Genomic DNA, 25,560 nt, shown 5'->3' on the forward strand with positions numbered 1-25,560 from the left:
CGGTCCTCGTCATCCCCGCAGTTTTCCGGACGGTTTGCATGGATAGTCTCGAATGGCTCGTACCCTGGGAGTTCTCTCCCACGCTGGTGGCTTCCTTTGCGGTCGCCATCGCGCTGTTCGTGCGCGGCCAGCGCGTCCATCGCGTGACCGGCGCGCGCAAGATCCTGTTCTGGGCGGGCCTGGTGCTGCTGTACCTGTCCATGCATACCCGGCTGGACTACTACGCCGAGCGCATGTTCTTCATCCACCGCATCCAGCACCTGGTGCTGCACCATCTGGGGCCGCTGCTGGTGATGGCGGCTTTCCCGGGGCAGGTCATGCGGGCGGGCCTGCCCATGGCCTGGCGGCTGCGGCTGCGGGACTTCCTGCGCACCGGCGCGGGCCGCGCCACGGTGGCGGTGCTGACCAACAAGATCTTCGTGCCGTCGCTGTTCGTGTTCCTGGTGCTGGTCTGGCTGATCCCGTCGGTGCAGTTCTATTCCATGCTGGACTGGCGCCTGTACCGCCTGATGAACTGGTCGGTGGTGATCAGCGGCTTCATGTACTGGAACCTGATCCTCGACCGCCGGCCCGCGCCGCCGGCGGCCATGACGCCCGGCGGCCGGGTCATTTCGCCGGTGCTGACGATGCTGCCGCAGATGGTGGCGGGCGCGGTCATCGCCTTCACGGAAAGCGATATCTACCCTTTGTTCGAGCTGTGCGGCCGCGCCATCGCGATGTCGGCCCAGACCGACCAGACCATCGGCGGGCTGACGATGTGGATTCCCGCCGCGCTGGTCGAGGTGATCGGCCTGATGGTGGCCCTGGGAACCTTGATGCGGCTGTCGGCCAAGGGGCGCCTGCGCAAGGCCGACCGCGACGCCCAGGCCCGCGCGCGGGCCAAGAGCCGCGCGCTGTCGGCCTAGCCGCCTAGCGCGGGTTCATTCCGGTTCGAGGCCGTGGTACTTCTTGCCCAGCGCCACGGTGGCCTGGAACATGCCGGCCTTGCTGCCGCAGTCGTAGCGCACGCCGTCGTAGCGGTGCGCGTACACGGCGCGTTCGCGCATCATCGAGGCGATGCCGTCGGTGAGCTGGATTTCGTTGCCGGCGCCCATCTTGGTGGAGCGCAGATGATCGAAGATGGCGGCTTCCAGCACGTAGCGGCCCACCACCGCCAGCGTGGACGGGGCGACTTCGGGATCGGGCTTTTCAACGATGTGCGTGACGCGCTCGGTGCGGCCGTCGGCGCGGGACTCGCCCTCGCGGGTGGCCACGATGCCGTACTTGCGGGTGTCGGCGCGGGGCACGTCCTGCACGCCCAGCACGCTGGCGTTCTGCGCCACGGCCACGTCCACCAGCTGCTTCAGGGCCGGCGTGTCGGAGTCGATCAGGTCGTCGGCCAGCAGCACGGCGAAGGGCTCGTCGCCCACGGCCGGGGCGGCCGACAGCACGGCGTGGCCCAGCCCGAGCGGGGCCGACTGGCGGATGTACAGACAGTTGACGTGCGCGGGTAGAATGCCGCGCACCATGGCCAGGAGCTCGTGCTTGCCCTTGCTTTCCAGGTCGGATTCAAGCTCGGGGGCGGAATCGAAGTGGTCTTCGATTGCGCGCTTGTTGCGTCCTGTCACGAAAATCAGGTCGGTGATGCCGGCGGCGACGGCCTCTTCGACGGCATATTGGATGAGCGGCTTGTCGACCACGGGCAGCATTTCCTTGGGCATCGCCTTGGTGGCGGGCAGGAAGCGCGTGCCCATGCCAGCGACGGGGAAAACGGCTTTACGGACAGGACGCATTGAGACCTCGTTGGGGAGTCGATGAAACATTTTAATCTCATCGCTATCATAGGCTTATGAACCGCAGGAAAATGCCATCCATTTGCTCGATTGCGAAACGAGGCGCAATTTTCGGCCTCTGTGCGGCGCTGGCCGTGCCGGGGTTGCCGGCAACCGCCTGGGCGCAGCCGATGGGGCTGCCCTCGATGGGCGCGGCCTCGGCGGCCGAACTCTCGCCCATGCTGGAGCGCAGCCTGGGCCAGGCCATCATGGCCCAGGGGCGGCGCGACCCCACCTATATCGACGACCCCGAACTCAGCCAGTACCTCACCACCATGGGGCGCAAGCTCGCGTCCTACGCGTCGGGCGCCGTGCCCGAGGTGGAAATGTTCGGCGTGCGCGACCCCGAGATCAACGCCTTCGCCATGCCCGGCGGGTACATCGGCGTCAATACCGGCCTGATCGTGTCCTCGGCCAGCGAATCCGAACTGGCGGCGGTGCTGGCGCACGAAATCGGCCACGTCGTGCAGCGCCACATCGCGCGCGGCATGACGCAGCAGAACCAGAACGGCATGGTGATGCTGGCCAGCCTGGCCGGGGCGCTGCTGGCCGCCCTGGCCGGCGGCGGCGGCAACCTGGCGGTGGGCGTGGCCGCGTTCGGCCAGGCCGCGGCCATCAACCGCCAGCTGGGCTTCTCGCGCGACGCCGAGCGCGAGGCCGACCGCGCCGGGGTCCAGATGCTGACCAAGGCCGGTTACGACGCCAGCGGCATGTCGCAGATGTTCGCGCGCCTGATGAACGCCTCGCGCCTGAACGAAGGCGCCGGCGGCGGCTCCTGGGCCAGCACCCACCCGCTGTCCATCGAGCGCATGTCGGACATCCAGAACCGCGTGCGCGGCATGCCGGCCTCGCGCCATATCGACAGCGACGATTTCTGGTACTTGCGCGCCAAGATGCGGGTGGTGCAGGGGCGCGACGCCGTCAGCCTGCGTTCGGCCGCCCAGCAGCTCCAGGACGAGGCGCAGGCGCTGTCCGGCGTGCGCCGCTCGGCCGCCTACTACGGCCTGGCGCTGCAGGCCTTCCAGCGCAACAACCTGGCCGAAGCCGAACGCAACCTGGAACTGGCCGCCGCGGACGGACGCAACTCGCCCCAGCTGGCCAAGCTCGGCATCGACGTGGCGCTGGCGCGCAAGACCTACCCCAAGGCGCTGGAACTGGCCCAGGCCGCCACCAAGCGCTGGCCCGACCAGCGCGCGCTCGGCATCGCCTACGCCCAGGCGCTGCAAAGCGTGGGCCGCCACGCCGAGGCGCAGGACTACCTGCGGGCCAAGATCAAGGTCTGGGGCGACGACGAGCCCAGCCTCTACCAGATGCTGGCGCAAAGCGAGGAGCGCAACGGCAAGCCCGTGCAGGCGCGCCGCGACCTGGCGCGCTTCTATGTCATGACCGGCGCGTTCGCCGCCGCCGAATCGCAGCTGCAGCAGGCGCGCGGCATGTCCAACGATTTCTATGAGCAGTCGCAGATCGACGTGCAGATCAAGGAAGTCAAGGACAAGCTGGCCGAGGAACGCCAGCTGCTGGAGCGCTTCAAGTCGGGCTGAACCCTACAGCCCGGTTTCGAAAAAGCGCCCCAGCCGCTGCGGCAGCCAGTTCAGGTGGGCCGGGAAGCTGCCCGTGGGAAAGCCCGCGTGCCCGCCGTCCGTAGGTTGGTGCAGCAGGATGGAAGGCGAGCAGTCCTGCGGCGTGGGCAGCGAGGCGGCCGGGATGAAGGGGTCGTTGCGCGCATTGAGCACCAGCGTGGGCACGGCGATCTTTGGCAGCCAGGGCTTGCTGGAGGCGCGCGTCCAGTAATCGAGCGCGTTGCGAAAACCGTGCATGGGCGCCGTGTAGGTGTCGTCGAATTCGCGCAGGTCGTGCGCGTGCGCGATGCGCATGACGTCGACGGCGCCCGGAAAGCGGTGCGCCTTCTCCAGCACCTTGTGCTTGAGCGTCTTCAGGAAATGCGCGGTATAGACGCGGCGGTTGAAGACGCCCGTGGACAGGGTCTTGCCGCAGGCCACCAGGTCCAGCGGCGCCGAGACGCCCGCGCAGGCGTTCAGCCAGCGGGTTTCCTCGTGGTGCTCCCCCAGGTACTTCAGCAGCGCGTTGCCGCCCAGCGAGACGCCCACGGCATGCCAGCGCGCGTGCGGGATGCGCTGGCGCACGGTCTCCAGCATGAAGCCCACCTCGGCCGAATCGCCCGAGTAATAGGCCCGCGCCAGGCGGTTCGGCACGCCCGAGCAGCCGCGGAAGTGCGCGATCACAACGATCCAGCCGCGCGCGCGGAAATGGTGCGCGATGGACTGCGCGTAGCGGCTGCTGCTGCCGCCTTCCAGGCCGTGGAACAGGATCAGGGCGGGGGTGTCGGGGTTGTGCGGCAGGGATTGCCAGTCGGCTTCGGTCATCCACCTGGCCGCGGCGGTCTTGCCGTTGGCCACCGGACGCTGGCCGCTGACCGGCGCGCCGTCGGCGGCCTTGTGCGGAAACAGCCCCGGGCCGGTCCAGTCGAAATCGACGAAGTCGGTGTCGGGCGTATCGACCCGCTCGCGCACGAAGGCGATGCGGTGGTACTGCGCGAACAGGGCGGCATAGACCGTCTGGCTATCGCCTCCGGGCAGCCAGGAAGGAACGGGGCAGGGTGTTGTATCCAGGCGAGCAGCGGCCAACGAGAAATCCACCCCGGTCAATGCAGCATGTCGGGTACGTCGTGCAGGTCGAGCACCCCGGCTTCCGTGGGCGCCGGCGAAGCGTGGTGCATGACCATGCGCCACCCCGTGGGGCCCTTGTGGTAGATGTTGGTGGCGTAGCAATTGGCGAATTGCGTGCCTTCCCGGGTGCGCATCGCCACCTGTTCGACCAGCACGTGCACCGCGCACATCATGCTTTGCATGACCAGCGGTCGCAGCGGGCGGATGTGCAGGGGGCCGTTGGCCAGCACCTGCTGCCACGACTCCTGCACCGCCGAGTGCCCGACGATGCGCAGGCCTCCCGGATGGATGCAGACGACCTCTTCGTCGTCGGCCCAGATCTGCATCAGGCGAACGCTGTCCGCCTGTTCCAGGGCTTCGTAGAACGCGTGTTCTGCTTCTTCGGGCGTGGCGAACATGGTGACGGAAACGGGTATGCGTTGTAAGGCCGGCTCAGTGCCCGTGGCCGTGCAGCACGGTGCCGGGCTTCAGGCGGTACTGGGCGCCGCAATAGGCGCAGCTGGCCGAACCGGTGCGGGCCACGTCCAGGAAGACGCGCGGGTGCATGCTCCAGAGCGGCGCCTTGGGGCCGGGGCAGAAAACGGGCAGGTCTTCGGCGCCGACTTCGATGACTTCGTGGGAGTGGGGGACGGCGGCCGGGGCAGCAGCGGTCATGGATATTCCTGAATAAAAAAACCGGTAAACGGCAGGTTGTGGCGATGGCGCGGCCCGATCGCGGGCCGGGCCGCTGGGATCAGACTTTGCTCAGCCAGTGATGGTACTTCGGGTTGCGTCCATTCACCATGTCAAAAAACGCTTTCTGCAGCTGTTCGGTGATGGGGCCGCGCCGGCCGGAGCCGATCTGGCGGTTGTCCACCTCGCGGATGGGCGTGACTTCGGCGGCGGTGCCGGTGAAAAAGGCCTCGTCGGCAATGTAGACGTCGTCGCGGGTCAGGCGCTTGGTGACCACGCGCAGGCCGAAGTCGGCCGCCAGCGCGTGGATGGTGCTGCGGGTGATGCCGGTCAGGGCGGAGGCGATCTCGGGCTCGCAGAGCACGCCGTCCTTGACGATGAAAAGATTCTCGCCCGAACCCTCGGCCACGAAACCCTCGGTATCCAGCAGCAGGGCTTCGTCGTAGCCGTCCTGCAGGGCCTCGGTGTTGGCGAGGATGGAATTGGCGTAGGTGGTGGCCACCTTGGCGCGCGGCATGGTGACGTTCACGTGCTGGCGCGCATAGGACGACACCTTGACCCGGATGCCCTGCGACAGGGCTTCTTCGCCCAGGTAGGCGCCCCAGGGCCAGGCGGCGATGGCCACGTGCACGCGCGCGCCCTTGGGGGACACGCCCATTTTTTCCGGACCGTAGAACACCAGGGGGCGCAGATAGCCGGATTCGAGCTGGTTTTCGCGCACCACCGTCCGCTGGGCCTCATTGATCGTGTCGCGATCGAAAGGCATGGGGATCTGGTAGATGTGCGCCGAGTTGAACAGACGGTTGGTGTGGTCTTCGAGGCGGAAGATGGCGGTGCCGATCTCGGAGCGGTAGGCGCGCACGCCTTCGAATACCGACAGGCCGTAGTGCAGGGAATGGGTCAGGACGTGCGTGGTTGCGTCCCGCCACGGGACGAGTTTGCCGTCATACCAGATGAATCCGTCGCGGTCTGCCATCGACATGGTCTTCTCCCCGGGTCTGCTTCCCGTCTGCTCCTCTATAGAGGCGCATATTGTATCAAGCAGCGAGGGTACAATACGCGCCTATTCCGCGCCCTGGCGCGGCGCCGCCAGCGCATTGTGCCGCCGGCGGGCGAACGGGTTGTCGTGCGTTCCTTTCCTTAGAGTTTCCATGTCGTCCTGTCCGAATCGCCAGGGGGCTGCCGTTGTCCTCTGAATCTGCGCTTTCCGAAACCGAAGACCCGGCCGTGCACCGGCGGGAACGCGTCACCGCCTTCCGTGCCGGCGTCCACGCCATCGTGCCGGCCCTGATCGCCACGGCCACCTGGGGGCTGGTCACCGGCGTGGCGATGGTCAAATCGGGCCTGACCGAATCCATGGCGCTGGCCATGACGCTGCTGCTGTACGCGGGCTCGGCCCAGCTGACCTCGCTGCCGCTGATCGCCACCGGCGCGCCGCTGTGGCTGATCTTCGCCGCCGGCTGCGTGGTCAACCTGCGGTTCCTGATCTTCGGCGCGGCCCTGCAGCCTTATTTCCGCCATCTTTCCTGGCCCAAGCGGCTGGGCCTGGGCTATTTCACCACCGACATGGGCTTCGTGCTGTTCATGCCGCGCTATGGCGACGCCGCCGAGCGCGGCACGCGCGAGCAGCTCTGGTACTTCATCGGCGTCATCACGCCGGGCTGGTTCGTGTGGCAGGGGTCTTCCATCATCGGCATCTACCTGGGCACGATGGTGCCCGCCGCCTGGTCGCTGGACTTCGCGGCGGTGCTGGCGCTGCTGGCGATCACGGTGCCGCTGGCCAACTCGCGTCCCATGCTGGTCTCCATGCTGGCCGCCGGCGTGGTCGCCTGGGTCGGCCAGGCGCTGCCGCTGCGCCTGGGCCTGGCGGCCGCCGTCGTGGCCGGCGTGGTCGCCGGCATCTGGGCGGAACGCTTCTTCAAGGGCCGCGCATGACCCTCTGGCCTTCCGAGATCTACGTCTATTCCGCCATCCTGCTGCTGGCGCTGTGCAGCGTGCTGACCCGCGCCGGCTTCATGCTGTTCGGCGACTACATCCCGCTGCCCGAAGGCGTGCGGCGGGCGCTGCGCTACGCGCCCGCGGCCGCCCTGACCGCCATCATCGTGCCCGATCTGCTGCCCTGGAAGGCCGGGCTGGGCCCGGTGTTCGACTACAAACTGGTGGCCGGCGTGCTGGCGGTGCTGGTGTTCCTGCGCACCCGCAGCGCGGTGCTGGTCATCATCGTTGGCATGCTGGCCCTGTGGGGCCTGCGCTGGCTGGCGGGTTGACGGCCGTTCCGTTCCGGGCGTCCATCAGGTGGACGCTTCCGGCCTGCCTGCCGGACGCTTGCATCCGGCCGCGCAGGGGCTTTGTAACGGCTTTCGAAAGCCAGTTTGACAGCGGCGTAATCCGGCTGCGCTAAAATCAGCCGATACACAGCAATCCGGGCCTGGTACTGCCCTCATAGGTATCGAATCCAGAACGCGCCGCCTGGCCTGCAAGGGCAGGACTCACATGGCGCGTGTTCAGGCTGTCCCGATGCATATGCAGGGCAGTGCGTGCAGCACTCTCGTTTTGTTCTTTTTCATTGGTCCCGGTATCTGCCTAACCCTGATGACTGAATCCACTCAACCCGTAGCACCCGCCTCCGAAGCGCCCGCGCCGACGTTCGCCGACTTCGGGCTGCATCCCCTGCTGTTGCAGTCCATCGCCGAAACCGGCTACACGACTCCCACGCCCATCCAGGCCCAGGCCATCCCCGTAGTGGTGGAAGGGCGCGACGTCATGGGCGCGGCGCAGACCGGCACAGGCAAGACGGCGGCCTTCACGCTGCCCATCCTGCACCGCCTCATGCCGCTGGCCAACACCAGCGCATCGCCCGCGCGCCATCCGGTGCGCGCGCTGATCCTCACGCCCACGCGCGAACTCGCGGACCAGGTGTACGAAAGCGTCAAGCGCTACAGCAAGCAGACGCCGCTGCGCAGCGCGGTGGTGTTCGGCGGCGTGGACATCGGGCCGCAGAAAGAAGCCCTGCGCCGCGGCTGCGAAGTGCTGGTGGCCACGCCGGGCCGCCTGCTCGACCACGTCGAGCAGAAGAACGTGAATCTCAGCCAGGTCGGCATCCTGGTGCTGGACGAAGCCGACCGCATGCTGGACATGGGCTTTCTGCCCGACCTCGAACGCATCATCCGGCTGCTGCCCGCGCAGCGCCAGGGCCTACTGTTCTCCGCCACGTTCAGCAACGAGATCCGCAAGCTCGGCCGTTCCTACCTGAACCATCCGGTCGAAATCGAAGTCGCCGCGCGCAACGCCACCGCCGCGACGATCACGCAGATCGCCTACAAGATGCCCAGCGACGCCAAGCGCGCCGCCGTCGTGCATCTGGTGAAGTCGCGCGGACTGAAGCAGGTCATCGTGTTCTCGAACACCAAGATCGGCACCGCGCGCCTGGCGCGCGAACTGGAGCGCGACGGCGTCAAGGCCGAATCGATCCACGGCGACAAGACCCAGGCCGACCGCATGAAGGCGCTGGAAGCCTTCAAGGCCGGCGAGCTGGAAGTGCTGGTGGCCACCGACGTGGCCGCGCGCGGCCTGGACGTGGCCGGCGTGCCCTGCGTCATCAACTACGACCTGCCGTACAACGCCGAAGACTACGTGCACCGCATCGGCCGCACCGGCCGCGCCGGCGCCTCGGGCGAGGCCATCGCGCTGTTCACGCCCGACGAAGAACGCTTCCTGCTCGACATCGAAAAGCTGATCAAGCGCGAAGTGCCGCGCGGCACGCTCGACGTGCCGGCCGACCTGGTGGCGCGCAGCCACCGCCGCAGCGACGACCGCCGCGGCGGCTCGTCCTCGCGCGAAGGCCGCGGCGAACGCGGCCGTTCGGGCGATCGCCGCTCCAGCTACGCTGGCGCGCCGCGCCAGCCGGTGGACGATTTCTTCCTCAAGCCCTACGAGCCCTCGGCGCCGTCGGCGCCGGCCGAAGCGCCCGCCGCGCCCAAGAGCAACCCGTCGGCGCCCAAGCGGCAGCTCGCCGTGCTGCTGGGCGGCAGCCGCAAGCCCTGAGTCCTCCCATGAAAAAACCGCAAGCCCTCGATGCGAGGCCTTGCGGTTTTTTATGGACGGGCGCTTCAGGCGGCCAGCAGCCGCGGCAGGTCGGGCAGCGCCGTCTGCACCGTCGCGCTGTTTTCGTCCAGGCTTTCGAGCAGGCGCTCGAGGTGGCCGATGTGCGGCAGCATGGGTCCGTAGAACACCACACGCGGGCCGATCTGCACCAGCAGCGTGGGGAAGTTCTCCACGTCTTCCTCGCCCAGCAGCTCCGCGTGGTCTTCGATGTCTATCCATGCGAAGACGTGTTGCGGCATGGCCTGGGCCAGCGCCTGCAGCTTGGGCTTGTACTGTTCGCAGGTATCGCACCAGGCCGCGCAGAAACAGGCGACCAGCCAGGTGTCGGGCGACGAGGCCAGGCGCGCCCGCAGCGCGGCCTGATCGGTATCGGGTACGAGTAGAGACATGTGGGCAGATCGAGGCGTGTTTGACTATCATACCCGGGATGTCCACCGCCTCTTTGTCCACGCCATGACCGTTATGCGCACCGATTCCCCCACGCCCGAGCAGGACCGTCTTTCCAGCGCCGGCGCGGGCGCGGCCAACGTGGGCCAGGCGTTCAAGCGCGCGCTGGTGTCGCAATGCCACCCGACGATGCTGTTCGCGGTCCTGCTGCCTTTCCTGATCGCGCTGGTGGGCGCCTTCCTGCTGCTGTGGCTGTTCTGGACGCCGCTGACCGATTGGCTGCGCGCCGAGGTCTCGCACTGGGACGTGGTCAACCGGGTCGACGAATGGCTGGTCGCCGTCGGCCTGTTCTCGCTCAAGATCTATCTGATCCCGGTCATCGCCGCGGCCATCCTGCTGCCGGTCTCGGGCATCCTGGGGCTGGCCATCGCCGCCGTCTTCGTCATGCCGCTGGTGCTGCGCCACGTGGGCCAGCGCGAGTACGCGTCGGTCAGCCGGCAGGGCAAGTTTTCCACCGCGGTCAGCGTCTGGAACGCGGTGTGGGTGTCGGTCGCCTTCGCCGTGGGCTGGACGCTGACCTTGCCGCTGTGGCTGGTGCCGCCGATGGCGGTGGTGCTGTCCATCTTCTGGTGGGCCTTCGCGTTTTCGCGCATGATGCGCGTGGACGCCATCGTCGAACATGCCAGCCCGGCCGAGCGCAAGCTCATCCTGGAACGCAACAACGGCGGCTTCTGGACCATCGGGCTGATCTGCTCGCTGCTGAACCTGTTGCCGCCGGCGTGGATCATCCTGCCGGTGTTCTCGGCCCTGGTCTACGCGCACTACGGACTGGAGGCGCTCAAGCGCCTGCGCCAGGACCGCGTCATCGACGCCTGAGGCGTCATTCTTCTCACCACTCTGGAACCGTACATGGCCGCAGAACCCGCCGCCCGCCGCATCGGCCTCATCATCGTGGGGGATGAAATCCTCTCGGGCCGCCGTCAGGACAAGCATTTTTCCAAAGTCGTCGAGCTGCTGGGCGCGCGCGGCATGCAGCTGGGCTGGACCGAGATCCTGCCCGACGACCGCGACACGCTGACGGCGGCGTACCGCCGCAGCTTCGCCTCGGGCGACGTGGTGTTCTCCTGCGGCGGCATCGGCGGCACGCCGGACGACCACACCCGGCAGGCAGCGGCCGCCGCGCTGGACCTGCCGCTGGCGCTGCATCCCGAGGCCGAGCAGGCCATCGCCCAGCGCACCGCCGAGCTGGCCGCCAAAGGGCAGGGCACGGCCGACATGAGCGCGCCCGAGAACCAGCAGCGCCTGCAGATGGGCGTGTTCCCGCAGGGCTGCGAGATCGTGCCCAACCCCTACAACCGGATTCCGGGCTTCTTCATCCGCGACCATACCTTCGTGCCCGGCTTTCCCGTCATGGCCTGGCCGATGCTGGAATGGACGCTGGACACCCGTTATCGTGCGCTGCAGCATGTGCGCGTCCACGCCGAGCATTCCTTCCTGGTGTTCGGCATGCCGGAGTCGCGCATCACGCCGGCCATGGTCAGCGTGGAAACGCGCTGGCCGGGCGTGCGCGCCTTCAGCCTGCCCAGCGTCGGCGAGACCGGCGGCGCCCCGCATATCGAGCTGGGCGTGAAGGGCGAGCCCGAGGGCGCGGCCGAGGCCCTGGCCTTCCTGCGGGCCGAGGTCCTGCGCCTGGGCGGCAAGCTGGAAGCGCCGGCCGGCGTCTGACGGCCGGCAGGCGGATAAGGTGTGGCCCCGTTTTATTTACGAAAAATCCATTGCCAAACAGGCTGGTAAATTTCACAATACGGGATAGAAATGTTTGTTGCGTCGCCGCAAGCAGTTCGCCTGCGGCGCAGACCCACATCATCCCATGGCCCGTCTTTCGCCCTCCCGCAATCCCCTGGACGCCGAAACCGAAGGCGCTTCCGCCCATCCCATCGCCATCCAGGTGATCGAGCGCGCCATGCGCCTGCTCGACGCCCTGGCCGCGCAGCCGGACCCCGTGACGCTCAAGGAATTGTCCGCCACCACGGGCCTGCACGCGTCCACCGCGCACCGCATCCTCAACGATCTGGTGGTCGGCCGGTACGTCGAGCGGGTCGACAACGGCCTGTACCAGCTGGGCATGCGCCTGCTGGAGCTGGGCTCGCTGGTCAAGGGGCGCCTGAACGTGCGCGAGGCGGCCATCTCCGCCATGCGTTCGCTGCACAAGCTGACCGGGCAGACCATCAACCTGTCGGTGCAGCAGGGCGACGAGATCGTGTACATCGACCGCGCCTGGAGCGAGCGCTCGGGCATGCAGGTGGTGCGCGCCATCGGCGGACGCGCGCCGCTGCACCTGACCTCCACCGGCAAGCTGTTCCTGTCCACCGGCGATGCGCGCCTGGTGCGCGCCTACGCGCTGCGCACCGGGCTGGCCGGCCACACGCGCAACAGCATCACCGACCTGGACCGCCTGGAGCGCGAGCTGGCGCTGGTGCGCCGCCACGGCTATGCGCGCGACAACGAAGAGCTCGAACTGGGCGTGCGCTGCATCGCCGCGGGCATATTCGACGATACCGGCAAGCTGGTGGCCGGGCTGTCGATCTCGGCGCCGGCCGAACGCCTGCAGGACGAATGGATCAAGGCGCTGGTGGACACCGCCGCCAGCATCTCCGAGGCGCTGGGCTACGAGCCGTCGGTGTCCGCCAGCTTCAACGGGCTGGGCATGGCGGCCGAGGCGCTCAGGGGCTGACCGTCCCGCGCCCAAAAAGAAAAGCCCCGCGGGGCTTTTCTTTTTTGCATCCGCCTGAGCGGGCGAGGCGGCCTTATTGCGCTTCGACGCCGGCCTTCTTGAACAGCTCGGCCCATTGCGGGACCTGCTGCTTGACCTTGGCTTCCAGCGCCTGCGGGTTGGCTTCGGCCGTCAGGACCGTGGCGCCCAGCTGCTTCATGCGTTCCTGGAACTTGGGGTCGGCCAGGCCGGCCTGCAGGCTCTTGACCAGCTTGTCCACGACCGGCTTGGGCGTGCCCTTCGGCACCCACATGCCATGCCAGATGCCGACTTCGAAGCCCTTGTAGCCGGACTCGTCCATGGTCGGCAGCTTGGGCAGCGTGGGCACGCGCTTCAGGCTGGTGACGGCGTAGGCCTTGACCTTGCCGCTGTCGATCTGCTGCGTGGTGTTGGTGGTCTGGTCGCAGAGCAGGTCCACCTGCTTGCCCAGCAGGTCGTTCATGGCCGGCGCGGTGCCCTTGTACGGGATGGTCAGCAGCTGCACGCCCAGCGCTTCGACCAGCATGGTGCCGCACAGGTGGCTGGCGGCGCCGATACCGGCGTTGGCCAGCGAGACCTTGTCCTTGTTCTTTTTGACGTAGTCGGCCAGTTCCTGGATGTTGTTGGGCGGGAAGTCCGAGCGCGCGATGATGGTCATCGGCACGTCGACCACCAGGCCGATGGGCTCGAAGCTCTTGTAGGGGTCATACCCGGGGTTCTTGTACAGCGACGGCGCCGTCGAAAAACCGGCGTGCATCAGCAGGACGGAATAGCCGTCGGGCTGCGCGCGCGCCACCTGGGTGGTGCCGATCGTGCCGCCGGCGCCGCCCTTGTTTTCGACCACGACTGTCTGGCCCAGCGCGGTCCGCATGGCCTCGGCCAGCGAGCGCGCGACGTTGTCCGTCGGGCCGCCTGCGGCGAAAGGCACCACCATATTGACGGGGCGATCCGGGTATTCCGCCTGGGCTGCGCCGGCAGCGAGCATGGCGCTTGCGGCGAGCAGGGCCGACAGCGTGCGGGGAATGAGGGTCATGGAGTCTCCAGTTGCAGGGTTTTGCTTGCTGCGATTTAGTTATTGCCGGCTGACTTGTCGATTATGTTTTTTTCAGCGGCGTGAAAGCAGTGTAGAAAAGAATTGATACGCCGTCACGTCCGGTTTTTCCCCAAGCGGGGGGCTGTTTGTCTTGGATCAAACGCCGGTCCGCGGGGGCTCGCCGGGAAAGTGCAATCATTTATTGCACCGCACAAAAACTCCTTGACAAGTTTTTTTCCCAGCCTAGAATGGCAATTGTGCAGTGCATCAAACGAGCCGGCGGTAGCTTGTAGTACCAGTTTCCGCGCACGTTTACCCCTTCGTCGCAGACAACCAATCCTTATTTGCCGGATCGCCCCCCGGCTACCTCCCAAGGAGCATTCTATGAGCGCCATTCCGCAACAAGTCCTGGACCGTCAAAAGGCCAACATCAACACCCTCGTGGCCGCTCAATCGGCTGTGTTCGCCGGTTTCGAAAAGCTGGTCGAGCTGAACCTGAAGGTCGTCAAGGCCACCCTGGACGAAGTCGCCCAGAAGTCGCAGCAAGCCGCCGAACTGAAGGACCCGCAGGAAGCCGCCGCTTTCGCCTCGGGCCTGCTGCAGCCGGGCGCCGAAAAGGCCATGGCCTACACCAAGCACGTGTACGACATCGTCGCCGGCGTGCAAGGCAGCCTGGTCAAGCTGACCGAAGAACAGATCGCCGAAAGCCAGCAACAGCTGAGCGAAGTGGTCGACCAGTTCTCCAAGAACGCCCCGACCGGCTCCGAAAGCGCCGTCGCCCTGATCAAGTCCTCGCTGGCCACCGCGACCAGCGCCTACGATTCGATGAGCAAGGCCGCCAAGCAGGCCGCCGAAGTCGCCGAGTCGAACCTGAACGCCGCCGCCAACGCCACGTTCAAGGCCGCCACCGACGCTGCCGAGGCCGCCAACAAGGTCGCCAGCCGCAGCCGCCGCAGCGCCGCCTGAGCCTTTGGCGCGCGCACCGGCGCGCAAACCGCTAGTGCGCAAACCGCAGTAATGTAGTACTGTTGAGTGACAGAGCAGAGCTGGAATTAGGGCCACCCGATGGGTGGCCCCTTTTTTTTCCCGGTCAGCGGGCCACGGCCCGCACGCATTCGCCCACCAGGGCCGGGCCGCGGTAGATCAGGCCGGTATAGAGCTGCACCGCGTCGGCGCCGGCTTCCAGCTTCTCGCGGGCCTGGCGGCCCGACATCACCCCGCCCACCCCGATGATGGCCAGGCTGCTTCCCAATTGCTGCTTGAGCCGGCGGATGACCGCCAGCGACAGCTCGTGCACCGGCGCGCCCGACAGGCCGCCGGCTTCTTCGGCATGCGGCTGGCCGGCGACCGCGTCGCGCGAGAGCGTGGTGTTGGTGGCGATGACGCCGTCGATGCCGTGGCGCGGCAGGGCGTCGGCGATGGCGTCGATCTGTTCCTGCGTGAGGTCCGGGGCGATCTTCACCGCCATCGGCACGCGGCGCTGGTGCCGGTCTTCCAGCGCCTTGCGCTTGTCGGCCAGCTGCGCCAGCAGCGCCGACAGTTCGTCGCCGCCCTGCAGCGCGCGCAGGTTCTTGGTGTTGGGCGACGAGATATTGACCGTCACGTAGTCCGCGTGCGGATACACGCCTTCCAGGCCGATCAGGTAGTCGTCGGCCGCGCGTTCTATCGGGGTGTCGGCATTCTTGCCGATGTTCAGGCCCAGGATGCCGCCCTGGGTGCGCCAGGTGCTGCGCTGCACGTTGGCCAGGAAGGCCGGCAGGCCCTGGTTGTTGAAGCCCAGCCGGTTGATGAGCGCGTTGGCGCGCGGCAGCCGGAACATGCGCGGCTTGGGATTGCCGGGCTGGGCGCGCGGCGTGACCGTGCCCACTTCGATGAAGCCGAATCCCAGATTCCCGAGCGCGTCGATATAGGCGCCGTTCTTGTCCAGCCCCGCGGCCAGCCCGATCGGGTTGGCCAGCTGCATCCCCATCAGCGTGCACGGCGCCTTGGGCTGCGCGTGCAGCAGCTTGCGCGTGGCGCCGCAGTCATAGGCGCGCTGCAGGCCCGACAAAGTGACTTCGTGGGCGGTTTCCGCGTCCATGGCGAACAGCGCCGGGCGGGCCAGGGGATAGGCGTGGAAGAGAATAGACATGGGGCGGAATTGTAGAGCGAATTCGGCCGGCCCTGCGCCCGCCGCCGGGATCAGGCGGCCGGCGGTTCGGGCTGGTCGCGCCAGGCGCCGTCGACCAGGAACTGCGCGGGATGGAAATTCGACTTGTAGGACATCTTGCGGCTGGCGGCGATCCAGTAGCCCAGGTAGAGCCAGGGCAGGTTCAGGATGCGGCATTGCTCGACCTGCCACAGGATGCTGTAGGTGCCGAGGCTGCCGGGGTGGTCCGGGTCGTAGAACGTGTAGACCGAGGACAGGCCGTCGTCCAGCACGTCGATGATGGACACCATGACCAGCTCGCCCTCGGGGCTGCGGAATTCCACCAGCCGGGTATTGACGCGGCTGGTGAGCAGGAATTGCGCATACTGGGTGCGGCTGTCCTCGTCCATGCCGCCGCCGGGATGGCGGCCTTGCTGGTAGCGCGTATAGAGCCGGTAGTGCTCGGGCGACCAGGCCAGTTCGGCGACGAAGGACTGCAGGTCCTGGTGCGCGCGCCAGGCGCGGCGCTGGCTGCGGTTGGGCGCGAAGCCGGCCGCGTCCACCCGCACCGGAATGCAGGCCTGACAGTTGTCGCAATGGGGGCGGTAGGTGAACAGCCCGCTGCGGCGAAAGCCCTGTTCCACCAGCTGCGAGTACGTGCCCGCGTTGATCAGGTGACCGGGCGCGGCGACCTGCGAGCGGGCCTGGCGGCCAGGCAGATAGCTGCAGGGGTAGGGAGCGGTTGCGTAGAACTGCAGGGTCGAGAAGGGAAGTTCTTTAAGCTGGCTCATGGCGATCCCGGAAGACGGCGGCGAGTCCGCGACGGGACGGCTACATAGTAACGCCGTTCCCCGGTCCGCAGGCGCCGTCCGGATGCAGGCGTCCGGCGCTGTCGAGCGTGCCGCGCGTCCACGGCGGCCCGGGCTGCGCGGTGGCGCCGCGCACATGCTGCAGGAACGCGACGCGCGAGATCGGGCGCGCGCCCAGGCTCGCCAGGTGGCGGGTCTGCTGCTGGCAGTCGATGCGCTGCACGCCGTGCGCGGCCAGGTAGCGCACCAGGTAGGCCAGCGCCACCTTGGAGGCGTCGGGGCGGCGGGCGAACATGGATTCGCCGAAGAACATGCGGCCCAGGCTGATGCCATACAGGCCGCCGGCCAGTTCGCCATCGATCCAGGTTTCGATGCTGTGCACGTAGCCGGCCTCGTGCCAGGCGCGGTAGGCCTGCTGCATCGCGCCGGTGATCCAGGTGCCGGGCTGGCCGTCGCGCGGCGCGGCGCAGGCGGCCATGACCCGCTCGAACGCGGTGTCCACGCGCACCTGCACGCGGGCCTGGCCCGCGGCCTCCTCGCGCGCGAGCCTGCGCAGCAGCTTGCGCAGCGAGTGCGAGGGCGCGAAATCCCTGACCGCCAGCACCATGCGCGGATCGGGGCTCCACCACAGAATGGGCTCGCCTTCCGAATACCACGGGAAGATGCCGTTGGAGTAAGCCTGGATCAGCCGCGGGATGGACAGGTCAGCGCCCGCGGCCAGCAGGCCGTCGGGGTCCGTCAGCGCGAACTCGGCAGGCGGGAACGGCGTATCGACGGCGAGCCAGGGCAGTTTCAACGGTGCGATTCTAGGGTGTAGTGGTGAGGCGAGAACACGCCGGACTTGCGGTCCTCGAAATAGTGGCGCAGCGTGGTGGCCACGGTGCGGAACGCCAGGTCGTCCCAGGGGATTTCGGATTCTTCGTAGTAGCGCGCTTCCAGGCTCTCGGGGCCGGGGTCCAGGTCGGGCGACAGGGCCTGGGCCAGGTAGAACACGTGCACCTGGTCGATCTGCGGCAGGTCGATGACGGTGTAGAGCTCGCCCAGCTGGATGCGGGCGCCGGCTTCTTCCAGCGTTTCGCGCGCGGCGCCCTGCGCCGTGCTTTCGCCCAGTTCCATGAAGCCGGCGGGCAGCGTCCAGGTGTTGTAGCGCGGCTCGATCGCGCGCCGGCACAGCAGCACGCGGTTTTCCCAGACCGGCACGGTGCCGACCACGAGGCGGGGGTTCTGGTAGTGGATGGCCCCGCAGTGGTCGCAGATGTCGCGTTCGCGGTTGTCGCCCTCCGGCACCCGGCGATTGACGGGCGAGCCGCATTGGCTGCAGAAATGCGAACGGCGCGGCGCGGGGAAGTATTCGATGGGCGATTTGGCGGTCATGGGTAGGATTCTACCGGCTGCGGCGGGGACTGGCGCGCCGGCCCGGCGCGGGCGGGGGCGCCGCCCCGTAGCGCGCTTCCAGGTGTTCGACGAAGGACCGCACCTTGGGCGACAGAAAGCGCCGGTGCGGGTAGAGCGCGTACATGGAGATCGGGGTGTGCGCGTAGTCGGTCAGCAGCGCCACCAGCCGTCCGGCGCGCACGTCTTCGCCCACCAGGAAGTCGGGCTGCAGGATGATGCCGTGCCCGGCCAGCGCCGCGGTGCGCAGCACGTCGCCGTTATTGGCGCGCAGCGCGGCGTTCACGCGCACCAAGTGGGTCACGCCGTCCTTCTCGAAATGCCATTCGTTGCCGGTGCTGGCGTAGGCGTAGTGCAGGCAGCGATGCTGCCTGAGTTCTTCCGGGCTTTGCGGCGTGCCGTGGCGCGCCAGATAGGACGGGGCCGCGCACACCAGCAGCTGCTGCGGCGCCAGCGGACGCGCCACCAGCGAAGAGTCCAGCAGCGGGCCGATGCGCACCGCCACGTCGAAGCCGTCTTCCACCAGGTCGACAACGCGGTCGTTCAGGTCCAGGTCGATGACCACGTCGGGATAGCGCTGCAGGTATTCGGCGATGGCCGGGCCCAGGTGCAGGATGCCGAAAGACACCGGCGCGCTGACGCGCAGCCGGCCGCTGGGACGCTGGCCCTCGGCCTGCAGCGACTGCTCCAGGTCCGCCACTTCTGCCAGGATGGGGCGCACGCGCTCGTAGAACGCGCGGCCGGCGTCGGTCATGCTGAGCTTGCGGGTCGTGCGGTTCAGCAGCCGCACGCCGTAGCGCTGCTCCAGGTAGGCGATCTGGCGCGTGACGACGGAACGGGCCTGGCCCAGCTTGTCGGCCGCCGCCGCGAACGAGCCCAGTTCCACCACCTTGGCGTAGGTCTGCATGGCGGTATGCGTGTCCAAGATTGTTTCCTATCGAGGAACAATAATTTGCGATTCTCCATCTTTATCATTGTTTTTGGAATCGCAAGAATAGCGCTCCCGAATGATCGCTCCAGGAGAGTGCAATGGTTGATACCCGTACCGCGCCTTATGCCGCGCTGCTGCTGCGCTTGGCGCTAGGCGCCATGTTTCTGGCCCATGGCCTGACCAAGCTGCTGGTGTTCACGCTGCCCGGCACGGCCCAGTTCTTCGCCAAGATCGGCTTCGCCGGCTGGCTGGCCTATCCGGTGACCTTCTTCGAGATCGGCGCCGGCGTGCTGCTGATCCTGGGCGTGGTGCCGCGCTGGATCGCCGCCATCGCCGCGGTGCAGCTATTGGTGGCCTCGACCGTGCATTTCGGCAACGGCTGGAGCTCCGGCAATCCGGGCGGCGGCTGGGAATACCCGGTCTTCCTGACCGTGGCGGCCGCCGCGCTGGCGCTGCTGGGCGACGGCAAATTCGCGCTGTACGGCAGCCGCCGCGGCTGAGCGCCGCGCGCGGCCCATAGAATGGAACGGTCGTCCCCAAACACCGGAGTTGCCATGTCCTTGCCCCTGTCGTTTCTCAAGCGCGCCGCGGCCGCGTCGCTGCTGGCCGCCGCGCTGTCGCCATTGGCCGCCCATGCGTCGGCCGAACAGGAAGCCGCCAACAAGGCGGCGGTGCTGGCCTTCTACGAGAAGGGCCTGAACCAGAAGGATGCCGAGGCGGCGCTGAAGTATGTGGGCGACCGCTATGTGCAGCACAACCCGAACGCGGAAGACGGGCCGGACGGCTTTCGCAAGTTCATCGCCTTTCTGCGCGACAAGTATCCGCAGTCCCGGAGCGAGATCAAGCGCGCCTTCACCGACGGGGACTACGTGATCCTGCATGTGCACGCGGTGCGCGAACCCGGCACGCGCGGCAGCGCCATCATCGATATCTTCCGCCTGGAACAGGGCAAGATCGTCGAGCACTGGGATGCGGTCCAGCCCATCCCCGAGCGGTCCGCCAACGCCAACGGCATGTTCTGAGCCGGCGCTCAGGCCGCGGGCGGCCGGGGATCGGGATCGAACCCCAGCTCCCGCGCGACGTCGGCCTGCGCGACCGGCGCCAGCGGCGCGGCCGGATAGGCGCCGGGCCATGCGACCTGGATCGCGCCGCCGGGCGCCAGCTCGTCCAGCGCTTCCAGCAGCGGCGCGCCGTCGCCGGTGACCAGCTTTTCCAGCAGCGCCGGCAGGTCGCGGTCCAGCACGACGCCCGCGCCCAGCGGCGTCATGGCGTAAAGCCGGCCGGCATCGTCCAGCCGCCAGCCGGTCACCGCCTCGACCGCGGCGTCCGTGTGGGTGAGCAGGGCGCCGGCCTCATCGTCGAGCCGCAACACGTAGGGCGCGGCATCCAGGCGCAGGTACACGCGCTGCGGGCCGTTCTGGAAATACCAGCGGCCGGCCTCGTCATGTTCGTAATTGCGGTTGATGAACGCCAGGATCTGGCTGTTGGTAATGGATTCGCCCGGCCCGCCCTGCGCGGACAGGCCCTGCGGATGCAGCCGCCAGCGGCCCCTGGCGTCCAGCGACAGCCAGCCGTACACCGCCGGCACGTCGGGCCAGCGGGCGAGAGCGTCTTTTACTGATTGGTCCATATTCCCCGTGCCGCAATGGCGTGCGTCGCGCAGCCGATGGTCAGCAGGCAAGAATAGCGGAAAAGGGGGGAGACTGGAGAAGCTGCTGGAGGCGCAAGCCGGAATCGAACCGACGTACACGGATTTGCAATCCGCTGCATAACCACTCTGCCATTGCGCCAGCATTTCAAGAAAAAAGGAAGCTCGGTATAGGCCGTTGCTTCCTTTTTATAATTTGGAGCGGGAGACGAGTCTCGAACTCGCGACCTCAACCTTGGCAAGGTTGCGCTCTACCAACTGAGCTACTCCCGCATATGCATTGCATTCGATGCCCTGCATGTGTTTTTGGTGCGTTTTTCTTTTTCAAGAAAAAGGCCGTGTTCACCAAAGACAGCGATTATACACAGAATTTCGGACTTGTGCCAATAACGGGATTCAGTGCGTTTCCGCCGCGGGCGCAGCTTCAGCCTCGGCCTGCGGCGCGGCGTCGGCGGCCGCATCGGGCTTCGGCGCGGGCGCGGCCTTGGCGCGCGGCTTGCCGGCGGGGCGGCGGCTGGCCTGGCGGCGCGCGTAGGCGGCCTGCTGTGCGGTCACCTTGCCCACGGGCTGGCCTTGCAGGTCGATGCGCGGCGCGTCTTCGGTCAGGCAGGCCCAGTAGCGGCTGCCCTTGCACCATTCGGCGATGGCCAGCTTGAGCTGTTCCTGCGTCATGGACAGCGCTTCGAGGTGTTGGGCGGCATCGGCCAGGATGCCCTCCTTGAGCGGCACCTTGGGCGCGGGATTCTTGGGGAAGGCCAGCGGGAACTGCTTCTGCAGGCGCCAGATCGCCTCGATCGTGGGATCGACCGGCTCGCGCTTCCTGGCCTCCTGCTTGCGGGCGGGATTGCGTTGCTGCTTGGCGGCATCGCGCTTTTTCGACTGGCCTGCGGCTTTCGGTTGGGCTGGCGCCGCTTGCTGGGCTTGCGCCCGGAGCTGCTCTCGCAGGTCGGCAAGTTTTTCAAAACCCATTGTTCTTTCCAACACCTCTGACTTGTGCAACCAGAAGGTTACCCCATGTCCGTGACCGGGGCACTGCGAGTGGTTGCGGATGGGCCGGGCGATAAAAAAAGGGCCCGAGGGCCCTTTTCACCGGGATTTCCCAAAAACCGCGCATGCGTTTTCGGAAATCGAAATCTGGAGCGGGAGACGAGTCTCGAACTCGCGACCTCAACCTTGGCAAGGTTGCGCTCTACCAACTGAGCTACTCCCGCATCGTTGCCTGGACCGTCTGCGATCACGGAGACCGGCGGCGGCTTGTGGCAAGCGAGGCGGAAGTATACCCAATTTTTCCGGAAACGCCAGCCGCGCAGGCGACGGCCCATTCAGCTTGATCCATATCAAGATTCTGCGCATGTGTTGATGGACAGGGCCGGGCGGCTGGTCCCATACTCTGCTTCGAATTAAGTGATACAGAAAAATGTAGATAACAAAAAATTCAGTATCACTTAATCGGGTCGCGACACTTCGCGATCGCACGACGCCCATCCGATCAAGGAGGAGAGGAAAGCCATGGAAAAGCAACGTTATGCCGCCACGCAGGAACTGCCGCCGCCGATAGAGCAGCCCAACGTCTATCCGCTGTCGTGGGTCTGCAAGACCCGCAAACTTCAGGAGGTCTGGGAAGCATCCCTGCGAGAGAACTGGGACCCGGAGAAATTGCCCTGGGACACCCTGGACCTGGAAAGCTACAGCTGGGAAGAACGCGAGGCGATTGCCTATTGGTGGACGCTGTTGTCGGTGTTCGACGCGTCGGCGCCGCCGGTATTCGCCGAGGCCCTGGTCAAGACCTACGAGGTCCATGAAGAGGACGTCGTGCGCAAATGTTTTTTCTCGGTCACGCGCGACGAACAGAACCACGAGATCATGTGCGGCCTGGCCATCACGCGGCTGCTGGAGCATCCCGACCCGCTCACCTACACGCCCAAGACCGAACTCGGCAAGCGGCTGCAGAAGAACGCGCAGTGGCTGTACTTCAACGGTTCGCGCTACTGGACGGGCTACAAGAAGGCGGTGCCGAAATACGATCTCGCGGTGCTGTTCAGTTCGTTCCTGATGGGCGAGATCGCGGCCGCCACGATCTTCAAGCAGATGTACGAAAACTCGCGCGAAGCCGTGTTCAAGGAAGGTTTCAAGAACATCGGCCGCGACGAGGGCCGCCACATGGCCATCTGTATGGCCGTGATGGAGCGCGACTATCCCGGGCTGAAGGACGACGTCAAGGCGGTGGTGACCAAGCAGATCCGCGCCGGCTATCTGTTCCTGTCGGCCGTGCTGTTCGAGCCGCCGATGGAGTTCTGGGACCTGCCGGCCGACTTCATCGCCAACCAGCGCGAGGCCGAGGAAGTGGCGCGCGAGGCCGGCTTCGGCATTCCCACCCATGAGGCCAAGCTGGAGAACTGGCGCAACGCCATGCTCAACCTGAAAGGCGTGCTGGACCGCTACAACATTCCGTTCCCCGCCATCCCCGAAGTCGGCATCACCGGCCAGGAAGTGTCGGACGTGGACCTGGAAGACATCATCCCGGTGTTCTGACCTCATGACATGACTACCATCACCATACAACCCTCCGGCCGGACGGTGGAGTGCGTGCCCGGCGACACCGTGCTGACGGCGCTGGAGCGGGCGGGCTACGCCTTGCCCAACAACTGCCGCGCCGGCGCCTGCGGCGAATGCAAGGTCAAGGTGCTCGCCGGCGCGTTCGATCAGGGCACCGTGCTGGACATGGCCTTGACCCCGCAGGAGCGCGCCCAGGGCTACGGCCTCATGTGCATGGCCAAGCCGCTGGACGACGCGCTGGAGATCGAATGGGGCACGGCCGACGCGCGGCCCAAGCTGTTTCCGCCGCGCGAAAACCAGCCGTTCGTGGTCACCGACAAACGGCCGCTGGCCCCGCGCGTCATGGAGCTGCGCCTGCGGCCGCTGGGCAAGCCCATGCGCTACTGGCCCGGCCAGTACGTGATGCTGGGCGACCCCGGCGCGGGCGTCGCGCCGCGCGCGTACTCGATCTCCAACGCCCCGCGGCCCGACGGCGAACTGGTGCTGCAGATCGCGCGCCAGGACGGCGGCGCCACCAGCGTGTGGGCGCACGATACGCTGATGCCGGGCGACAACATCAAGCTGGCCGGTCCCTACGGCACTTTCATCGGCGATCCCGCCGTGGACGCGCCGATACTGTGCCTGGCCGCCGGCACCGGGCTGGCGCCCATCCTGGCGCTGACCGAAGCGGCCATGCGCCGCGGCTTTCGCCAGCGCGTCATGCTGGTGGTGTCGGCGCGCACCCATGCCGACGTATACGGGCTGGGCATGCTGGCGTGGTGGCGCGCCCGTCACCGCAAGTTCGATTACCGCATCGCGCTGACCCGCGAGCAGCGCGACGGCTGCCTCGCGGGCCACGTCCAGGACGTGCTGGCGGAGGTGGCGGCGGACCTGTCGCGGCACACGGTGTTCGCCGCCGGCAGTCCCGGCTTCGTCGCCTCGGCCGTGGCCGCGGCCACGCGCCTGGGCGCGCAACCGGACGCGATCCACACCGAAGGTTTCCACGCCCAGCAGCGGCCCACGGTGGCCGACGACGCCCATTTGCTGTCGGGCGCCGCGGCCTGACGGGGCGCTATCGGCGCGGCGCCGGCCTGAAAGCCGGCGCGGCCAGCAGCAGAAAGCCGCCCGCGATCGCCAGGTTCTTCAGGAAGCTGTTCAGCTGGCCGGAGAACTGCGCCGGTTCCGCGGCCCAGAACGGATGGCCGATGAAGGCCGTGAGCACCGTGAACGCGCCCATCGCCAGCGCCACGTCGCGCAGCCGCCAGCCCAGCGCCACGGCGACGGCCCCGCCGATTTCCACCAGGATCACCATGATCGCCAGAAGCTCGGGCGCCGGCAGGCCGAGCTTGGCGAAATAGCCCGCCGTGCCGCCGAAGGCGAGGGCCTTCCTGATGCCCGCGACCAGGAAAAGCAAGGCCAGCAGCAGGCGTGCGGCGAGTTGAAGGCGGTTTTGGTCCATGTCACTTTGCTCCTTGTGGTGATGTGATGGTTGCGTGGTGGACGTTCTGCGCGGCGAGCAGGTCGGCGTACAACTGCTGTGTCTGTGCGACGAAACCCTGCACGCCGAATTCGGCCACGCTCTTGGCGCGGGCCTCCTGGCTCATGGCGTCGAGCCGCGGCCGCTGCGCAAGAATGCGGGTCAGGCATTGCGCGATGTCCTGCGGCGAGGACGGCTTCACTAACCAGCCGTTCACGCCGTCGTCGATGTTCTCGGGCAGGCCCGCGTAGCGGCTCACCATGACCGGCTTGCCCATGGCCATCATTTCGCGGCAGGCGAACGAGATGGTCTCGATGCGGCTGGACAGCACGAAGCCCAGGTCGAACTCCGCCACGAAAGGCCGCACGTCGGTGAGTAGCCCCGCGTAGTACACCTGGCCCATCATGTCCAGTTCCTGGATGCGCGCGAGCTGCGCGGCGCTGGGCGGCTGGCCGGCGACCGCCACCAGCGCCTGTTCGCGCAGGTGCCGTGGCAGCAGCGCCACCGCCTCCACCATGTGCAGCCAGTTCTTGTAGTCCGCCGTGCCGGCGTTGCTGCCGATCACCAGGCGGCCCCGGATCGGAATGGGCCATACCGGGGAGTCCGAGGGCGGGCGCGGCCGGTAGTATTCCGTGTCCACGCCGTTCTTGATGGTGCTTATGGGGCAGCGCGCATAGGGCGAGGCGCGCAGCCTGCGCGCCGTGTCGTCGCATACCGCGATGACCTGGTCGGTGCCCAGGCCGGCGCGCAGCCGCGCGCCCAGCCCGGAAATTTCATGGTTGTCGTGCTTGGTGTAGACGATGCGGGGGCGCGGCCCGCGCATGCGCATGCGCGCCAGCATCACGCAGCGGTGGTCCAGCGGGCCGTTGACGTGCACGATGTGAAAGCGCTCCGCCTCCATGAGCGCCTTCAGCCGGGCGACCAGCGCGGGCGTGCGCCAGATGCGGCTGGAGTATTCCACCGCCACCTTGCGGCTCATGCCGGCCAGGCTGGAATCGCGGTAAAGCCGGCTCGACGCGGGCACGGCAAGCGTCAGGTTGTGCAGCCCGCCCAGCTGCCGGATGAGGGTGGACAGGTAAGTGGTGTGGCCGCCGCCGTCGCCTTTGTGGTAGTTGGTGTACAGAATCTTCATGGATCTCGGGCCCGCATTTCCCGCCGGATGTGCATGTTTCCGCACTCTATGCAAGGGCCGCT

At 67.2% G+C, this 25,560-nt stretch carries 29 protein-coding genes and 3 tRNA genes; 13 read left to right on the forward strand and 19 right to left on the reverse strand.

The window, feature by feature from the left end; all coding sequences use genetic code 11:
* The first annotated feature begins 38 nt into the window (after window positions 1-38).
* Window positions 39-905, forward strand: a complete 867-nt coding sequence (locus tag A6B37_RS17150) for a cytochrome c oxidase assembly protein (protein ID WP_102775588.1) — start codon at window positions 39-41, stop codon at window positions 903-905.
* 15 nt (window positions 906-920) lie between these two features.
* Here A6B37_RS17150 and galU read toward each other — a convergent pair whose 3' ends face one another.
* A complete protein-coding gene (galU, locus tag A6B37_RS17155; RefSeq protein WP_102775589.1) occupies window positions 921-1,772 on the reverse strand; it encodes a UTP--glucose-1-phosphate uridylyltransferase GalU in 852 nt (283 codons plus the stop codon).
* A gap of 56 nt (window positions 1,773-1,828) precedes the next feature.
* Between galU and A6B37_RS17160 the strand changes: the two genes are divergently transcribed.
* Window positions 1,829-3,352, forward strand: coding sequence for a M48 family metalloprotease (locus A6B37_RS17160; RefSeq protein WP_247747897.1), 1,524 nt, complete (start codon window positions 1,829-1,831; stop codon window positions 3,350-3,352).
* Between the two features lie 3 nt (window positions 3,353-3,355).
* Here A6B37_RS17160 and A6B37_RS17165 read toward each other — a convergent pair whose 3' ends face one another.
* The 4 genes from A6B37_RS17165 to A6B37_RS17180 form a co-directional block, all read right to left on the reverse strand.
* Window positions 3,356-4,456: an alpha/beta fold hydrolase gene (locus A6B37_RS17165; RefSeq protein WP_111826453.1), complete on the reverse strand. Its 1,101-nt coding sequence runs from the start codon at window positions 4,454-4,456 to the stop codon at window positions 3,356-3,358.
* Window positions 4,457-4,473: 17 nt separating this feature from the next.
* A complete protein-coding gene (locus A6B37_RS17170) occupies window positions 4,474-4,896 on the reverse strand; it encodes a nuclear transport factor 2 family protein (RefSeq protein WP_102775591.1) in 423 nt (140 codons plus the stop codon).
* A gap of 34 nt (window positions 4,897-4,930) precedes the next feature.
* On the reverse strand, window positions 4,931-5,152 hold the full coding sequence (locus tag A6B37_RS17175) for a zinc-finger domain-containing protein (protein WP_102775592.1): 222 nt from the start codon (window positions 5,150-5,152) through the stop codon (window positions 4,931-4,933).
* 79 nt (window positions 5,153-5,231) lie between these two features.
* Window positions 5,232-6,152: a branched-chain amino acid transaminase gene (locus A6B37_RS17180; protein ID WP_102775593.1), complete on the reverse strand. Its 921-nt coding sequence runs from the start codon at window positions 6,150-6,152 to the stop codon at window positions 5,232-5,234.
* A gap of 203 nt (window positions 6,153-6,355) precedes the next feature.
* Between A6B37_RS17180 and A6B37_RS17185 the strand changes: the two genes are divergently transcribed.
* From A6B37_RS17185 to A6B37_RS17195, 3 genes are all read left to right on the forward strand, one after another.
* Entirely contained in the window at window positions 6,356-7,105 is a 750-nt protein-coding gene (locus A6B37_RS17185; protein ID WP_168202235.1) for an AzlC family ABC transporter permease, read from the forward strand.
* A complete protein-coding gene (locus A6B37_RS17190) occupies window positions 7,102-7,437 on the forward strand; it encodes an AzlD domain-containing protein (protein WP_102775595.1) in 336 nt (111 codons plus the stop codon). The genes A6B37_RS17185 and A6B37_RS17190 overlap by 4 nt, the downstream gene beginning before the upstream one ends.
* 325 nt (window positions 7,438-7,762) lie before the next feature.
* Window positions 7,763-9,214, forward strand: a complete 1,452-nt coding sequence (locus A6B37_RS17195; protein ID WP_102775596.1) for a DEAD/DEAH box helicase — start codon at window positions 7,763-7,765, stop codon at window positions 9,212-9,214.
* Between the two features lie 65 nt (window positions 9,215-9,279).
* Here the strand turns inward: A6B37_RS17195 and A6B37_RS17200 are convergent, their stop codons facing one another.
* Window positions 9,280-9,663: a thioredoxin family protein gene (locus tag A6B37_RS17200; RefSeq protein WP_102775597.1), complete on the reverse strand. Its 384-nt coding sequence runs from the start codon at window positions 9,661-9,663 to the stop codon at window positions 9,280-9,282.
* A gap of 73 nt (window positions 9,664-9,736) precedes the next feature.
* Here A6B37_RS17200 and A6B37_RS17205 point away from each other — a divergent pair, with 73 nt between their 5' ends.
* The 3 genes from A6B37_RS17205 to A6B37_RS17215 all read left to right on the forward strand — a co-directional run bounded on the left by A6B37_RS17205 (window position 9,737) and on the right by A6B37_RS17215 (window position 12,395).
* Window positions 9,737-10,537 (forward strand): EI24 domain-containing protein, encoded by an 801-nt coding sequence (locus A6B37_RS17205; RefSeq protein WP_181391070.1) that lies wholly within the window; start codon window positions 9,737-9,739, stop codon window positions 10,535-10,537.
* A gap of 33 nt (window positions 10,538-10,570) precedes the next feature.
* Window positions 10,571-11,386 carry a molybdopterin-binding protein gene (locus A6B37_RS17210; protein ID WP_102775599.1) on the forward strand — a complete coding sequence of 272 codons (816 nt, stop codon included), beginning with the start codon at window positions 10,571-10,573 and terminating at the stop codon, window positions 11,384-11,386.
* A 145-nt stretch (window positions 11,387-11,531) separates the two neighbouring features.
* Complete coding sequence (locus A6B37_RS17215; protein ID WP_102775600.1) at window positions 11,532-12,395, forward strand: IclR family transcriptional regulator; 864 nt, start codon at window positions 11,532-11,534, stop codon at window positions 12,393-12,395.
* 73 nt (window positions 12,396-12,468) lie between these two features.
* Here the strand turns inward: A6B37_RS17215 and A6B37_RS17220 are convergent, their stop codons facing one another.
* Window positions 12,469-13,446 carry a tripartite tricarboxylate transporter substrate binding protein BugD gene (locus A6B37_RS17220; protein WP_102775601.1) on the reverse strand — a complete coding sequence of 326 codons (978 nt, stop codon included), beginning with the start codon at window positions 13,444-13,446 and terminating at the stop codon, window positions 12,469-12,471.
* A gap of 384 nt (window positions 13,447-13,830) precedes the next feature.
* On the opposite strand from A6B37_RS17220, the gene A6B37_RS17225 reads away from it, so the two are divergent.
* Complete coding sequence (locus A6B37_RS17225; protein ID WP_102775602.1) at window positions 13,831-14,412, forward strand: phasin family protein; 582 nt, start codon at window positions 13,831-13,833, stop codon at window positions 14,410-14,412.
* Between the two features lie 124 nt (window positions 14,413-14,536).
* Here A6B37_RS17225 and A6B37_RS17230 read toward each other — a convergent pair whose 3' ends face one another.
* The 5 genes from A6B37_RS17230 to A6B37_RS17250 are packed head-to-tail and all read right to left on the reverse strand — an operon-like array spanning window position 14,537 to window position 18,700.
* Window positions 14,537-15,577, reverse strand: a complete 1,041-nt coding sequence (locus A6B37_RS17230; protein ID WP_102775603.1) for a quinone-dependent dihydroorotate dehydrogenase — start codon at window positions 15,575-15,577, stop codon at window positions 14,537-14,539.
* A 50-nt stretch (window positions 15,578-15,627) separates the two neighbouring features.
* The gene (locus tag A6B37_RS17235; protein ID WP_102775604.1) at window positions 15,628-16,365 is read right to left on the reverse strand and encodes an arginyltransferase; all 738 of its coding nucleotides are present in this window, start codon (window positions 16,363-16,365) and stop codon (window positions 15,628-15,630) included.
* Window positions 16,366-16,405: 40 nt separating this feature from the next.
* Window positions 16,406-17,179, reverse strand: coding sequence for a leucyl/phenylalanyl-tRNA--protein transferase (aat, locus tag A6B37_RS17240; protein WP_102775605.1), 774 nt, complete (start codon window positions 17,177-17,179; stop codon window positions 16,406-16,408).
* Window positions 17,176-17,757, reverse strand: coding sequence for an NUDIX hydrolase (locus A6B37_RS17245; protein ID WP_102775606.1), 582 nt, complete (start codon window positions 17,755-17,757; stop codon window positions 17,176-17,178). Before A6B37_RS17245 ends, aat begins: the two co-directional genes overlap by 4 nt.
* Window positions 17,758-17,767: 10 nt before the next feature.
* Window positions 17,768-18,700, reverse strand: a complete 933-nt coding sequence (locus A6B37_RS17250; protein ID WP_168202237.1) for a LysR family transcriptional regulator — start codon at window positions 18,698-18,700, stop codon at window positions 17,768-17,770.
* Window positions 18,701-18,804: 104 nt separating this feature from the next.
* On the opposite strand from A6B37_RS17250, the gene A6B37_RS17255 reads away from it, so the two are divergent.
* Both A6B37_RS17255 and A6B37_RS17260 read left to right on the forward strand, forming a co-directional pair.
* A complete protein-coding gene (locus tag A6B37_RS17255; RefSeq protein ID WP_102775607.1) occupies window positions 18,805-19,206 on the forward strand; it encodes a DoxX family protein in 402 nt (133 codons plus the stop codon).
* 54 nt (window positions 19,207-19,260) lie between these two features.
* A complete protein-coding gene (locus A6B37_RS17260) occupies window positions 19,261-19,728 on the forward strand; it encodes a nuclear transport factor 2 family protein (protein WP_111826454.1) in 468 nt (155 codons plus the stop codon).
* A gap of 8 nt (window positions 19,729-19,736) precedes the next feature.
* Here the strand turns inward: A6B37_RS17260 and A6B37_RS17265 are convergent, their stop codons facing one another.
* The 5 genes from A6B37_RS17265 to A6B37_RS17285 form a co-directional block, all read right to left on the reverse strand.
* Window positions 19,737-20,336 carry a DUF2946 family protein gene (locus A6B37_RS17265; protein WP_111826455.1) on the reverse strand — a complete coding sequence of 200 codons (600 nt, stop codon included), beginning with the start codon at window positions 20,334-20,336 and terminating at the stop codon, window positions 19,737-19,739.
* A gap of 86 nt (window positions 20,337-20,422) precedes the next feature.
* Window positions 20,423-20,496: transfer RNA gene (locus A6B37_RS17270), tRNA-Cys, on the reverse strand.
* 55 nt (window positions 20,497-20,551) lie between these two features.
* A tRNA-Gly gene (locus A6B37_RS17275) sits at window positions 20,552-20,627 on the reverse strand.
* A gap of 123 nt (window positions 20,628-20,750) precedes the next feature.
* Entirely contained in the window at window positions 20,751-21,323 is a 573-nt protein-coding gene (locus A6B37_RS17280; RefSeq protein ID WP_102775636.1) for a ProQ/FINO family protein, read from the reverse strand.
* A 166-nt stretch (window positions 21,324-21,489) separates the two neighbouring features.
* Window positions 21,490-21,565 (reverse strand) — tRNA-Gly (locus A6B37_RS17285).
* Between the two features lie 298 nt (window positions 21,566-21,863).
* Between A6B37_RS17285 and A6B37_RS17290 the strand changes: the two genes are divergently transcribed.
* A complete protein-coding gene (locus tag A6B37_RS17290) occupies window positions 21,864-22,886 on the forward strand; it encodes a hypothetical protein (protein WP_111826456.1) in 1,023 nt (340 codons plus the stop codon).
* A gap of 9 nt (window positions 22,887-22,895) precedes the next feature.
* Window positions 22,896-23,954, forward strand: a complete 1,059-nt coding sequence (locus tag A6B37_RS17295) for a 2Fe-2S iron-sulfur cluster-binding protein (RefSeq protein ID WP_111826457.1) — start codon at window positions 22,896-22,898, stop codon at window positions 23,952-23,954.
* 7 nt (window positions 23,955-23,961) lie between these two features.
* On the opposite strand, the gene A6B37_RS17300 is transcribed toward A6B37_RS17295, so the two are convergent.
* Together A6B37_RS17300 and A6B37_RS17305 are read right to left on the reverse strand one after the other, a co-directional pair.
* Window positions 23,962-24,348, reverse strand: coding sequence for a DoxX family protein (locus A6B37_RS17300; protein WP_111826458.1), 387 nt, complete (start codon window positions 24,346-24,348; stop codon window positions 23,962-23,964).
* Window position 24,349: 1 nt separating this feature from the next.
* The gene (locus tag A6B37_RS17305) at window positions 24,350-25,498 is read right to left on the reverse strand and encodes a glycosyltransferase family 4 protein (RefSeq protein ID WP_111826459.1); all 1,149 of its coding nucleotides are present in this window, start codon (window positions 25,496-25,498) and stop codon (window positions 24,350-24,352) included.
* Window positions 25,499-25,560 lie beyond the last annotated feature (62 nt).

The sequence above is a fragment of the Achromobacter sp. HZ01 genome (genome assembly GCF_003267925.1).
In the GTDB taxonomy this organism is placed as follows: domain Bacteria; phylum Pseudomonadota; class Gammaproteobacteria; order Burkholderiales; family Burkholderiaceae_B; genus Achromobacter; species Achromobacter pulmonis_A.

Coding starts and splice junctions, on each gene's coding strand:
- A6B37_RS17150 (WP_102775588.1), top strand. CDS start 39: ATGGATAGTCTCGAATGGCTCGTACCCTGGGAGTTCTCTCCCACGCTG.
- galU (WP_102775589.1), bottom strand. CDS start 1,772: ATGCGTCCTGTCCGTAAAGCCGTTTTCCCCGTCGCTGGCATGGGCACG.
- A6B37_RS17160 (WP_247747897.1), top strand. CDS start 1,829: ATGAACCGCAGGAAAATGCCATCCATTTGCTCGATTGCGAAACGAGGC.
- A6B37_RS17170 (WP_102775591.1), bottom strand. CDS start 4,896: ATGTTCGCCACGCCCGAAGAAGCAGAACACGCGTTCTACGAAGCCCTG.
- A6B37_RS17175 (WP_102775592.1), bottom strand. CDS start 5,152: ATGACCGCTGCTGCCCCGGCCGCCGTCCCCCACTCCCACGAAGTCATC.
- A6B37_RS17180 (WP_102775593.1), bottom strand. CDS start 6,152: ATGTCGATGGCAGACCGCGACGGATTCATCTGGTATGACGGCAAACTC.
- A6B37_RS17190 (WP_102775595.1), top strand. CDS start 7,102: ATGACCCTCTGGCCTTCCGAGATCTACGTCTATTCCGCCATCCTGCTG.
- A6B37_RS17195 (WP_102775596.1), top strand. CDS start 7,763: ATGACTGAATCCACTCAACCCGTAGCACCCGCCTCCGAAGCGCCCGCG.
- A6B37_RS17200 (WP_102775597.1), bottom strand. CDS start 9,663: ATGTCTCTACTCGTACCCGATACCGATCAGGCCGCGCTGCGGGCGCGC.
- A6B37_RS17205 (WP_181391070.1), top strand. CDS start 9,737: ATGCGCACCGATTCCCCCACGCCCGAGCAGGACCGTCTTTCCAGCGCC.
- A6B37_RS17210 (WP_102775599.1), top strand. CDS start 10,571: ATGGCCGCAGAACCCGCCGCCCGCCGCATCGGCCTCATCATCGTGGGG.
- A6B37_RS17215 (WP_102775600.1), top strand. CDS start 11,532: ATGGCCCGTCTTTCGCCCTCCCGCAATCCCCTGGACGCCGAAACCGAA.
- A6B37_RS17220 (WP_102775601.1), bottom strand. CDS start 13,446: ATGACCCTCATTCCCCGCACGCTGTCGGCCCTGCTCGCCGCAAGCGCC.
- A6B37_RS17225 (WP_102775602.1), top strand. CDS start 13,831: ATGAGCGCCATTCCGCAACAAGTCCTGGACCGTCAAAAGGCCAACATC.
- A6B37_RS17230 (WP_102775603.1), bottom strand. CDS start 15,577: ATGTCTATTCTCTTCCACGCCTATCCCCTGGCCCGCCCGGCGCTGTTC.
- A6B37_RS17235 (WP_102775604.1), bottom strand. CDS start 16,365: ATGAGCCAGCTTAAAGAACTTCCCTTCTCGACCCTGCAGTTCTACGCA.
- A6B37_RS17245 (WP_102775606.1), bottom strand. CDS start 17,757: ATGACCGCCAAATCGCCCATCGAATACTTCCCCGCGCCGCGCCGTTCG.
- A6B37_RS17255 (WP_102775607.1), top strand. CDS start 18,805: ATGGTTGATACCCGTACCGCGCCTTATGCCGCGCTGCTGCTGCGCTTG.
- A6B37_RS17260 (WP_111826454.1), top strand. CDS start 19,261: ATGTCCTTGCCCCTGTCGTTTCTCAAGCGCGCCGCGGCCGCGTCGCTG.
- A6B37_RS17265 (WP_111826455.1), bottom strand. CDS start 20,336: ATGGACCAATCAGTAAAAGACGCTCTCGCCCGCTGGCCCGACGTGCCG.
- A6B37_RS17280 (WP_102775636.1), bottom strand. CDS start 21,323: ATGGGTTTTGAAAAACTTGCCGACCTGCGAGAGCAGCTCCGGGCGCAA.
- A6B37_RS17290 (WP_111826456.1), top strand. CDS start 21,864: ATGGAAAAGCAACGTTATGCCGCCACGCAGGAACTGCCGCCGCCGATA.
- A6B37_RS17295 (WP_111826457.1), top strand. CDS start 22,896: ATGACTACCATCACCATACAACCCTCCGGCCGGACGGTGGAGTGCGTG.
- A6B37_RS17300 (WP_111826458.1), bottom strand. CDS start 24,348: ATGGACCAAAACCGCCTTCAACTCGCCGCACGCCTGCTGCTGGCCTTG.
- A6B37_RS17305 (WP_111826459.1), bottom strand. CDS start 25,498: ATGAAGATTCTGTACACCAACTACCACAAAGGCGACGGCGGCGGCCAC.